Source organism: Klebsiella sp. JB_Kp031, from assembly GCF_040064295.1.
Lineage (GTDB): Bacteria > Pseudomonadota > Gammaproteobacteria > Enterobacterales > Enterobacteriaceae > Klebsiella > Klebsiella quasipneumoniae.
On the sequence record NZ_JBEAJW010000029.1, the window covers coordinates 110852 to 121240 of the forward strand.

The 10389-nt window shown below is 58.8% G+C and carries 10 protein-coding genes and 1 tRNA gene; 4 read left to right on the plus strand and 7 right to left on the minus strand.

The annotated features are described in order from the left end of the window. Positions 1–77: 77 nt before the first annotated feature. The 4 genes from mprA to leuA all read left to right on the plus strand — a co-directional run bounded on the left by mprA (position 78) and on the right by leuA (position 5273). Positions 78–608, plus strand: a complete 531-nt coding sequence (gene mprA, locus ABLV64_RS13805; protein WP_002914337.1) for a transcriptional repressor MprA — start codon at positions 78–80, stop codon at positions 606–608. A gap of 125 nt (positions 609–733) precedes the next feature. Then, complete coding sequence (emrA, locus tag ABLV64_RS13810; RefSeq protein WP_004205697.1) at positions 734–1906, plus strand: multidrug efflux MFS transporter periplasmic adaptor subunit EmrA; 1173 nt, start codon at positions 734–736, stop codon at positions 1904–1906. 15 nt (positions 1907–1921) lie between these two features. Continuing rightward, entirely contained in the window at positions 1922–3460 is a 1539-nt protein-coding gene (gene emrB / locus ABLV64_RS13815; protein WP_002914342.1) for a multidrug efflux MFS transporter permease subunit EmrB, read from the plus strand. A gap of 136 nt (positions 3461–3596) precedes the next feature. Continuing rightward, positions 3597–5273, plus strand: a complete 1677-nt coding sequence (gene leuA / locus ABLV64_RS13820) for a 2-isopropylmalate synthase (protein ID WP_017901451.1) — start codon at positions 3597–3599, stop codon at positions 5271–5273. On the opposite strand, the gene ABLV64_RS13825 is transcribed toward leuA, so the two are convergent. The 7 genes from ABLV64_RS13825 to ABLV64_RS13855 all read right to left on the minus strand — a co-directional run bounded on the left by ABLV64_RS13825 (position 5252) and on the right by ABLV64_RS13855 (position 10239). Beyond that, a complete protein-coding gene (locus tag ABLV64_RS13825) occupies positions 5252–6019 on the minus strand; it encodes a helix-turn-helix transcriptional regulator (protein ID WP_032456498.1) in 768 nt (255 codons plus the stop codon). The two genes, leuA and ABLV64_RS13825, sit on opposite strands and share 22 nt — an antisense overlap. Positions 6020–6071: 52 nt before the next feature. Then, on the minus strand, positions 6072–6587 hold the full coding sequence (gene luxS, locus ABLV64_RS13830; protein ID WP_004205694.1) for an S-ribosylhomocysteine lyase: 516 nt from the start codon (positions 6585–6587) through the stop codon (positions 6072–6074). A 165-nt stretch (positions 6588–6752) separates the two neighbouring features. Further along, positions 6753–8309 (minus strand): glutamate--cysteine ligase, encoded by a 1557-nt coding sequence (gshA, locus tag ABLV64_RS13835; RefSeq protein WP_200982318.1) that lies wholly within the window; start codon positions 8307–8309, stop codon positions 6753–6755. A 66-nt stretch (positions 8310–8375) separates the two neighbouring features. Further along, positions 8376–8804, minus strand: a complete 429-nt coding sequence (locus ABLV64_RS13840) for a YqaA family protein (protein WP_023318976.1) — start codon at positions 8802–8804, stop codon at positions 8376–8378. Beyond that, complete coding sequence (gene yqaB, locus ABLV64_RS13845; protein WP_004205690.1) at positions 8801–9367, minus strand: fructose-1-phosphate/6-phosphogluconate phosphatase; 567 nt, start codon at positions 9365–9367, stop codon at positions 8801–8803. The genes ABLV64_RS13840 and yqaB overlap by 4 nt, the downstream gene beginning before the upstream one ends. 125 nt (positions 9368–9492) lie before the next feature. After that, positions 9493–9807, minus strand: coding sequence for a BON domain-containing protein (locus ABLV64_RS13850; protein ID WP_004205689.1), 315 nt, complete (start codon positions 9805–9807; stop codon positions 9493–9495). Between the two features lie 355 nt (positions 9808–10162). Further along, positions 10163–10239, minus strand: a tRNA-Arg gene (locus ABLV64_RS13855). Positions 10240–10389: the final 150 nt, after the last annotated feature.

The window sequence follows — 10389 nt, forward strand, 5'->3', positions numbered from 1 at the left end:
ATTTTGGTCAATAATTCATTTGATTTATTTGTCACAATAGTTATTATATCGGCTGTAATTAATGAGGTCATACCCAAATGGATAGTTCGTTTACTCCCATTGAGCAAATGCTCAAGTTCCGCGCCAGCCGCCATGAAGATTTCCCGTTCCAGGAGATTCTGTTAACTCGTCTTTGCATGCATATGCAAGGTAAGCTGCTGGAAAATCGCAATAAAATGCTCAAAGCGCAGGGAATTAACGAGACATTATTTATGGCGCTGATTACGCTGGAGTCGCAGGAAAACCACAGCATTCAGCCGTCCGAGCTGAGCTGTGCGCTGGGCTCGTCGCGTACCAACGCCACCCGTATCGCTGATGAACTGGAAAAACGCGGCTGGATTGAACGCCGCGAGAGCGATAACGATCGTCGCTGTCTGCATCTGCAGCTGACCGAAAAGGGCCATCAGTTTTTGCGTGAAGTCCTGCCGCCGCAGCATAACTGCCTGCATCAGCTGTGGTCTTCACTCAGCACCAGCGAAAAAGATCAGCTCGAACATATTACCCGCAAACTCCTGAGCCGCCTTGACCAGATGGAAGAAGAAGGCGTGCTGGCGGACTCTCTACGCTAAGGGCGGCGTCGCTCAGCCCATTTTTACGTTGCAAGGAAAACAGCCAGGCCAGCAGATCTCTGCTGGCCTTTCTGATAAACAGGTCGGCTCAGCCGATGTGAAATAATAAGATCGTGGAGAATAACATGAGCGCAAATGCGGAGAGCCAAACCCCGCAGCAACCAGGCAGCAAAAAAGGGAAGCGTAAAGGCGCCCTTCTGTTGCTGACATTGCTCTTCATTATTATTGCCGTGGCATATGGGATTTACTGGTTTCTGGTACTGCGTCACTACGAAGAGACCGACGATGCCTACGTGGCAGGGAACCAGGTACAAATTATGGCCCAGGTCTCGGGCAGCGTGACCAAAGTCTGGGCTGACAACACGGACTACGTGCAGAAAGGCGATCCGCTGGTCACCCTCGATCAGACCGATGCCCAACAGGCGTTTGAGAAAGCCAAGACGCAGCTGGCCGCCAGCGTGCGTCAAACCCGTCAGCAGATGATCAACAGCAAGCAGCTGCAGGCGAATATTGACGTCAAAAAGACCGCCCTCGCCCAGGCGCAGGCTGACCTGAACCGCCGTATCCCGCTGGGCGCGGCGAACCTCATCGGCCGCGAAGAGCTGCAGCACGCCCGCGACACCGTCGCCAGCGCGCAGGCCGAGCTTGACGTGGCCATCCAGCAGTACAACGCCAACCAGGCGATCGTGCTGGGTACCAAACTCGAACAGCAGCCGGCGGTGCTGCAGGCGGCGACCGAAGTGCGTAACGCCTGGCTGGCCCTGCAGCGTACGCAGATCGTCAGCCCGATTAGCGGCTACGTTTCCCGTCGCTCGGTACAGCCTGGCGCGCAGATCGGCACCACCACGCCGCTGATGGCGGTGGTTCCGGCAACTAACCTGTGGATCGACGCTAACTTTAAAGAGACCCAGCTGGCGCATATGCGCATTGGCCAGCCGGCCACGGTCATCAGCGACATCTATGGCGATGACGTGAAATACACCGGCAAGGTGGTTGGTCTGGATATGGGGACCGGGAGCGCCTTCTCCCTGCTGCCGGCGCAGAACGCCACCGGTAACTGGATCAAAGTGGTACAGCGTCTGCCGGTCCGCATCGAACTGGATGAAAAACAGCTGGCGGAACACCCGCTGCGCATCGGCCTCTCGACGTTGGTAGAAGTTAACACCACCGATCGCGATGGCGAAATGCTGGCAAGCCAGGTGCGGAGCTCCCCGGTCTACGAGAGCAACGCCCGCGAAATCGCTCTCGATCCGGTCAATAAGCTGATAGACGAGATCATTCAGGCCAACGCCGGATAATTCGGGGTGAGTGTAATGCAACAGCAAAAACCGCTGGAAGGCGCGCAGCTGGTCATCATGACCATTGCGCTGTCGCTCGCGACGTTCATGCAGGTGCTGGATTCCACTATCGCCAACGTGGCGATCCCGACCATCGCCGGTAACCTTGGCTCATCGCTGAGCCAGGGGACCTGGGTCATCACTTCGTTCGGGGTCGCTAACGCCATCTCCATTCCGATCACCGGATGGCTGGCCAAGCGCGTGGGCGAGGTGAAGCTGTTCCTGTGGTCCACCACCGCTTTCGCCATCGCCTCCTGGGCCTGCGGCGTCTCCAACAGCCTGACGATGCTGATCTTCTTCCGCGTCATTCAGGGGATTGTTGCCGGGCCGCTGATCCCGCTGTCGCAAAGTCTGTTGCTCAGCAACTATCCGCCGGCGAAACGCTCTATCGCCCTGGCGCTGTGGTCGATGACGGTGATCGTCGCTCCCATCTGCGGCCCGATCCTCGGCGGCTATATCAGCGATAACTACCACTGGGGATGGATCTTCTTTATCAACGTGCCCATTGGCGTGGCGGTGGTGCTGATGACCCTGCAGACCCTGCGCAACCGGGAAACCAAAACCGAACAGCGGCGTATCGACGGCGTCGGCCTGGCGCTGCTTATCATCGGTATCGGTAGTCTGCAGGTGATGCTGGACCGGGGCAAAGAGCTGGACTGGTTCTCCTCCAATGAAATTATCATTCTGACCATCGTGGCGGTGGTGGCGATAAGCTTCCTGATCGTCTGGGAGCTGACCGACGATAACCCGATTGTCGATCTGTCGCTGTTTAAGTCGCGCAACTTCACCATCGGCTGCCTCTGCATCAGCCTGGCCTACATGCTCTACTTCGGGGCCATCGTGCTGCTGCCGCAGCTGTTGCAGGAGGTCTACGGCTACACTGCGACCTGGGCCGGCCTGGCGTCAGCGCCGGTGGGGGTGATCCCGGTCATTCTGTCGCCGATTATCGGCCGCTTTGCGCATAAGCTCGATATGCGGCGGCTGGTCACCTTCAGCTTTATCATGTACGCCGTCTGCTTCTACTGGCGCGCCTGGACCTTCGAACCGGGGATGGACTTTGGCGCCTCGGCGTGGCCGCAGTTTATCCAGGGCTTCGCGGTGGCCTGCTTCTTCATGCCGTTGACCACCATCACCCTTTCCGGCCTGCCGCCGGAGCGGCTGGCGGCGGCGTCGAGCTTGTCGAACTTCACCCGTACCCTTGCTGGCTCCATCGGTACCTCGATCACCACCACCCTGTGGACCAACCGCGAGGCGCTGCACCATGCGCAGCTCACCGAATCGGTGACGCCGTTCAACCCCAACGCGCAGCAGATCTACGATCAGCTGCAGGGGATGGGAATGACGCAGCAACAGGCGTCCGGCTGGATAGCACAGCAGATAACCAACCAGGGGCTGATTATCTCCGCCAACGAAATCTTCTGGATCTCAGCGGCCATTTTCATCCTGCTGTTGGGACTGGTATGGTTCGCCAGACCCCCGTTCAGCGCCGGCGGCGGCGGCGGCGGCGCGCACTAAGCCTCACATTAAGGGACCTGCGGGTCCCTTTTTTACACCTTCAGGTTGTCCAGTTCTCGCTAGTTTCTGTCTCGTTTGCGAAAGCCCGCCCGCCGGCGCTCGGGCAGGATAAAGGCAGACCATTAAGGAGAACACTATGCTGAGCCATCCTGCTGAAAAGTACCGTCCCTATCCGCCGATCGCCCTTCCCGACCGCCGCTGGCCTGACCGGCAAATCAGCCACGCCCCACGCTGGCTGTCGACTGACCTGCGCGACGGCAACCAGGCGCTGGCCGAGCCCATGGACAGCGCCCGCAAACTGCAGTTCTGGGATCTGCTGCTGGAGTGCGGCTTTAAAGAGATTGAGGTCGCCTTCCCTTCCGCTTCACAAACCGACTTCAACTTTGTCCGCCAGCTGATTGACGAACAGCGCATCCCGGAGGATGTCACTATCCAGGTGCTGACCCAGGCGCGAGACCCGCTGATCCTGCGCACCTTTGAGGCGCTGCGCGGCGCCCGCCGGGCCACCGTCCACCTCTACAATGCCACCGCGCCGCTGTTCCGCGAGCTGGTTTTCGGCATGGACAAGGCCGAGGTGATCGCCCTCGCGACCCGCGCCACCCGGCTTATCCGTCAGCAGTGCGAACAGCAGCCGGAGACCCGCTGGCAATATGAATATTCGCCGGAAACCTTCTGCTTCACCGAGCCCGAGTTTGCGCTTGAGATTTGCGAAGCGGTGGCGGATGTCTGGCAGCCCTGCGCCGAGCGACCGATGATCGTCAATCTGCCGGCGACGGTGGAAGTCAACACCCCGAATGTCTATGCCGATCAGATCGAATATTTTTGCCGCCACTTCTCCCGCCGCGGCGAAGTCTGCATCAGCGTGCATCCGCACAATGACCGCGGCACCGGCGTCGCCAGCGCCGAGCTGGCGGTGATGGCCGGTGCCGACCGGGTGGAAGGCTGCCTGTTTGGCAACGGCGAACGCACCGGCAATGTCTGTCTGGTGACGCTGGCGATGAATCTCTACAGCCAGGGCATCGACCCTGAGCTTCGCTTCGAGCAGATGAACCGGGTGGTGGAAGTGGTGGAAAACTGCAATCAGATCCCCGTTCACCCGCGCCACCCGTGGGCGGGAAGTCTGGCTTACACCGCCTTCTCCGGCTCTCATCAGGATGCGATCAAAAAAGGATTTGATGCCCGTCAGCCTGGCGACCCGTGGCGGATGCCCTATCTGCCGATTGACCCGCAGGATATTGGCTGCAGCTATGAGGCGGTGATCCGCGTCAACAGCCAGTCGGGGAAAAGCGGCAGCGCCTGGCTTATCGAACAAAATCATGGCCTGAAGCTGCCCCGCGGGCTGCAGCAGGACTTCAGCCAGCACGTTCAGCAGGTCACCGATAGCGACGGCAAAGAGATGACCCACCATGCGCTGTGGCAGCTGTTCCGCACGCGCTACGGGCTGCAGACGCAGTCTGCGCTGACGCTGGTCGATTATCAGAGCGCCAGCCAGCAGGATGGCCAGCTTTCCCTGCAGGCAACGCTGCGTCACCACGGCGAAACCCGACGCCTGCAGGGCCAGGGCAACGGCCTGCTCTCCGCCGCAGCCAGCGGCCTCAGCGCGCTGTTTCGGCAACCGTTTATGATCAAGGACTATCATGAGCATACCCTCGGCGCGCGCAGCGACAGCCGGTCGGTGGCCTATATCCGCTGCGTTTTTCCGCAAGGAGAAAGCTACTGGGGCGTGGGTATCGATAATGACGTGGCGCGCGCCTCGCTGCAGGCGCTGTGCAATGCGCTCAGCGCCGCCGATCAGGCCGGGGGACGAAAATAGTCGCTGGGGGCGACGCCCATCACCCGACGAAACATGGCGCTGAAGGCGCTGTGGCTGCCGTAGCCCAGCTCCAGCGCCACCCGCAGCACGGAGTGGCCCTGCGCCAGGCGAATCAGCGCTTCCATTAGCTTCGCCCGGCGCACCCACTCGCGCCACGTCAGGCTAGTCTGCTGCTGAAAATGGCGGTTCAGGGTTCGCTCGCTCATGCTGCACGCCTTCGCCGCCTGGCTGCTGCTCCAGACGTCGCCCGGCGCCTCGCGCACCTGCTGGCACAGCCGGCGCAGCGTTTCGCTTTGCGGCTCCGGCAGGCCAAACGGCAGGATCGCCATCCCGCGGATCTCATCGAGGATCAGCTCATAAATCCGTTCGTCGCGGCTGGCGGGGGCATAACGCTCGGCCAGCGCCAGGGAGGAGACAATCAGTTCCCGCAGCAGGGGCGTGATCTGTACGATCTGGCAGCCCGCCGGAAGATCGGCGCGCGCCAGCGGATCGATAAACAGCGTTCGCGCCGCCACGTTGCCGGTCATGCGCAGCGCGTGCGGCGTTCCCGCCGGCAGCCAGACGCCGCGTCCGGGCGGCACCACCCAGTAGCCTGCCGGCGTCGCCACCCGCACCACGCCGCTTAAAATATGCAGCAGCTGGGCGCAGTCATGCTGATGCCAGTCTTCCTGGTCACCGTGAGCATAATCATGGGCAAAGGGCACCAGCGGGCGGTGCTGAAAGGAGAAGGTGGTGGTCGTCGTCATGGCGGCGTCGGGAAAGCGGCCCGGCGACAGGCGTCGGGCCGCGGCGGAAGCACTAGATGTGCAGTTCCTGCAGTTTTTCTTTCGGCAACGCCAGTTCGTCGTTGCTGTTGATGCGCACATCGCGCTCGATGATATGACGAGCGATCTCCTGCGCCTCTTCCAGCGAGTGCATGGTGTAGGTCCCGCACTGGTAGACGTTCAGCTCCGGGATCTGGTTCTGATCTTTCACCTTCAGCACGTCGGCCATCGCCGCTTTCCAGGCGTCGGCGACGCGCTGCTCGTCCGGCGTACCAATCAGGCTCATATAGAACCCGGTGCGGCAGCCCATCGGCGAAATGTCGATAATTTCCACGCCATTCCCGTTCAGGTGATCGCGCATAAAGCCGGCGAACAGGTGCTCGAGGGTGTGGATACCGCGCTCCGGCATCACTTCCTGGTTCGGCACGCAGAAGCGCAGATCGAATACGGTGATTTCATCGCCATGCGGCGTGTTCATTTTCTTCGCGACACGCACCGCTGGGGCTTCCATTCGGGTATGGTCGACTGTGAAACTATCTAACAACGGCATTCGTCACCTCCGGGAGTGAATTTTTTTAAAATAAAATGAACTCTTTGTTCAGCCGCGAGTCTCAGTATATGAAAGACGCGCATTTATTATCATCATCATCCCTGAATCAGAGATGAAAGTTTGGCCACAGTGATGTGGCCTTTTTCTTTTCCAGCGCTTCGACCGCTACGCGTGCCGCGCCAACAGCGCCTCAAACGGCTCGCTGTCTTCCGCTTCTATTTTCTTCTGTCGCGCCACCGACGCGTCACGCTCGGCGATGAAATCTTCTTCGCTCAGGATCTCCAGCGGCTCTTCACGCAGCTGGGTCCGGTAACGATCGGCCAGCGCACGGCCGGTTCCACCAATCCCTTCTTCAATCATAGAACGCAGAATGCGGGCTGAGAAGGTTAATTCCGGATCGTCAAAACAGGCCAGCAGCTCATCGCAGACCTGTTGATAGGCCTCGCCGCCGTGAATGCTGTCCAGCGTCTGCGCTACACGGCGTAAATCGCGGAACAGATCTTTACCCACCTGCGCCAGCGGGAACTGCGCGCTTTCGCAGCCGATGCCCAACGTTAAGCCCGGCTTACGCCCTTCCAGAATCACCCGATTCCAGTTGGTGCGGGTGCACAGCAGCTCATCGCTGCTCATCTCCGGCGCGTCGGCCAGCGCGCACCAGACCATAAACAGGTCGAGGAAACGCACCTGCTGGGCGTCAACGCCGATCGGCGAGAACGGATTGATATCCAGCGAACGCACTTCGATATACTCAATACCACCGCGCAACAGCGCATCGGACGGGGTTTCGCCCCGACGGGTGACGCGTTTCGGGCGGATCGGCGCATAGAGTTCGTTTTCAATCTGCAGGATATTGCTGTTGATCTGCAGATACTTACCGTCTTTTTCCAGCCCGATTTTGGCGTACTCTTCCGACGGCGTTTTAATCGCGCGCTTCAATCCTGCCACATACTCGTGCAGATCGTTAAACGTAATTCCGAGATTGCTTTGCGACTTATTGGTATAACCAAGGTCGCTGAGGCGCAGCGAGGTGGCGTACGGCAAGTAATACATGCCGTTGCCCGTCTCCTCAAAGGGCAGCGTCGTCGGCTTTCCTTGCAGGAACGAAGCGCAAATCGCCGGCGAGGCGCCAAACAGATAGGGGATCACCCAGCCAAAGCGATAGTAGTTACGAATTGAGCGGAAATAGCCCGCCGAAATGGCCTCTTTACCACTCTCAGCGTCTTCCACACCACATTTAGCCTGCCAGAAGGCCATCGGTAGGGAGAAGTTATAGTGCACGCCGGAGATAGTCTGCATCAGCGCGCCGTAGCGGTTCTTCAGCCCCTCGCGATACAGCGTTTTCAGACGCCCCACGTTAGAGGTACCGTACTGCGCCAGCTCAATATCCTGACCGGGGGCGATATAGCAAGGCATGCTCAGCGGCCACATCCGCTCATCACCGATCTGACGCGCGGTATAGCGATGGACATCGCGCATAAAGGTCAGCATATGCTCAATATCGCCGTCCACCGGCGTAATAAACTCGAGTAAAGCTTCGGCAAAATCGGTGGTAATCCATTTATGCGTCAGCGCTGAGCCTAACGCCAGAGGGTGACCGGTCGTCGCCAGCGTACCGTCTGCGTTCACGCGCAGCGTTTCCCGCTCCAGACCACGTTGAATACCCTGCAGAGCCTGCGGATGTTTTTCCAGCCAGGCCAGCGCCTGTGATACGTCCGGGATCAATTTGACCTCCCGCCTGTCGAAATCGTTTGAATAAGCATAATTGTAATGGATGAACTGTCAGTCCAATTAGTGCCACCACGTCATGCCCTGAAGCGTCGCTGCCGCAATAGCGATATAGCGCAGCGCCTTACCAAGGCATAAGAAAAAGAGTACCGGTCCCCAGGAAATGCGCATCCATCCCGCCAGCAAACACAGTAAATCGCCGACAACCGGCGCCCAGCTCAGTAACAGCGTGACCGCGCCGTAGCGCTTAAGCCAGCCGGCCGCCCGCTCCTGCCAGCGCGAGGTTTTGCGCAGCGGAAACAAGCGCCCCAGAATAACGTTAGTTACCCCTCCAAGGCTATTGCCGATTGTTGCTATTAACACTAACCACCACGGATGACTGACCCCCGCAAGTAGCATAGCCACCAGCACAACCTCCGAATTGCCGGGAAGTAGCGTGGCGCTTAAAAAGCTACTGGCAAACAGCGAGAGGAGTGACAGCGCATCGCTCACAGCAAACGCACGTCTACAGCGTCCATTCCCGCGCGCTTCGCCGCCTGCAGACCAAAGTCGGCATCTTCGAAGACCACGCATTTTTCCGGCGCGACGCCCATGCGCTCGGCGCACAGCAGGAAGGTATCGGGCGCGGGTTTATGGTTGACCACATGATCGGCCGCCACCACCGCGGAGAAGTAATGACGCAGGCCCAGGTGCGCCAGCAGCGCTTCGGCGACGGCGCTTTCGCTACCGGTGCCGACCGACATCGGGCGACGGCCGTGCCACGCCTTGACCACCTCGATCAGCGGCAATGGACGTACGCTGTCCAGCAGCATCGCCTTAACGGCCAGGGTTTTTTCCTGCGCCAGGCGATGTGGATCGAGATCCGCCTGGTTGAGTTCAATAATCGCCTGGGCAATCCGCCAGGTCGGTGAGCCATTGAGGGCAACCATCGCCTGTTCGTCGAAACGCATACCGTAGCGGCCCAGCACCTCATTCCATGCCTGACGATGGGTCGGCTCGGTATCGAGGATAGTGCCATCCATATCAAAGATCAGTCCTGCGTAACCTTCGTACATCGTCTTCTCACCAACCGGTTAATGAATGGTTACTGTAACGCAAAAGCCGGTCGTTGTCGCGGCCAGCGGCGCAGACGACAAAGGCGCCCACAGGCGCCTTCAGGCATCAGACCGGATAGGCGGCCTTATTTAATACGCAGATCGTTTTCGACCATTCGCACGCCCTGCACCCGACGGGTGACTTCCACCGCCCGTTTAGCGCTTTCCGCGGAGGAGACAAATCCACTCAGTTGGACGCGGCCTTTAAAGGTCTGGACGCTGATTTCAGAGGACTTGATGTCTTTATCGTTAAAGAGCGCCGTTTTCACCTTGGTGGTCACCACGGTATCGTCAATATAGCCGCCCGTACTCTCCTTTGTAGCCGATCCCGCACAGCCAGCGAGGGCAGTCGCCACCAGCAGCGTTGCGCAAAAAGCAGGTATTGCTTTGAACCATTTCATGGATTTCTCTCCTTGCATTTATCTCAGCCTGATAACGCTGATATACAAGGATAAATTATAGTGGAAAGCGCGGCTTGCCAATAAAAAAGTCAGGATTAAACTGGCGATGGAAAACGCGGTTATCGGGATGGTGAGAGAAGAGTGAAGATGATGCATTCAGAACGGGTGCTGCGATAATTTCGCAGCCTATGTAACAACATCGTCGTTGCTACTGAGGAGAATATGGTACATCCGGGAGGATGATTCGGCTTCGCCTCACCCTTCGGGCCGTTGCTTACGCAACGTTATCCTCCCTGGTGCTGGCGATGATTTCGCAGACCATAAAACAACATCGTCGCTGTTATTAAGGAGAATATGGTGCATCCGGGAGGATTCGAACCTCCGACCGCTCGGTTCGTAGCCGAGTACTCTATCCAGCTGAGCTACGGATGCATCGGAAAAGCTATTTTACTGCGGGGTTACTCTCCTGGCACTTACGATGGTTTCGCAAACCAGATAACAACAATGTTGCTGTTACTAAGGAGAATATGGTGCATCCGGGAGGATTCGAACCTCCGACCGCTCGGTTCGTAGCCGAGTACT